We start from the raw sequence: 573 nt of genomic DNA on the forward strand, positions 1-573 counted from the left end.
GTTGTGGCGGGTGCCGCTTCAGCCGTTTGCTTGGCTTTTTTCATCCGGACGAACCTTTCCAGTTTGCGGACTCATGCTATGGAGCCTGTGCAGCGTGGCGCCTTTCCGGACGCATTCACGCCGTAGCACTTTGATTTTGCGCATGAACCTTCGCGAAAATCGATTCCGATTTTCAAGAAGCCCATGCGTCGGGCCGGTCCAGCGAGCCGCTGACCGCCCGGCGGGATGCGGGGTAGCACGGCCTATGGCAGAGACCGGCGCGGGGCAGGACAGCAGGGGGCGAGCCTTGGCGGCTCGGCTTCGGCGCAACCGCTGGCTGCTTGCCGCGGGCGTGCTCGCGGTCATCGCCGTCTATTCTTTCGCCGGCGCTTCAATCTACGTGCTGGTGCCGGCTTTGGCCCTGTTGGCGGCCGCGGCGATGCTGCCTGCGGACGCCGAGCGCCGGTCGACCGATACAGGCGCGGCGATCGAGGCCAGCGGGCTGCAGCGGCTCTCCGGCGAGTATCTGGCGGCCGCGGTCGCCGATCCGCTGATCATTTTCGACCATTCCGCCGCGATGGTTCACGCCAACGC

At 66.0% G+C, this 573-nt stretch carries 1 pseudogene; it reads left to right on the forward strand.

Annotated elements, in window-relative coordinates:
- Positions 1-244: 244 nt before the first annotated feature.
- Positions 245-573: pseudogene (locus EOA28_RS37900) on the forward strand (two-component sensor histidine kinase); the annotation flags it as partial.

It is taken from the genome of Mesorhizobium sp. M2A.F.Ca.ET.067.02.1.1, assembly GCF_004023285.1.
Classification (GTDB): Bacteria; Pseudomonadota; Alphaproteobacteria; order Rhizobiales; family Rhizobiaceae; genus Mesorhizobium.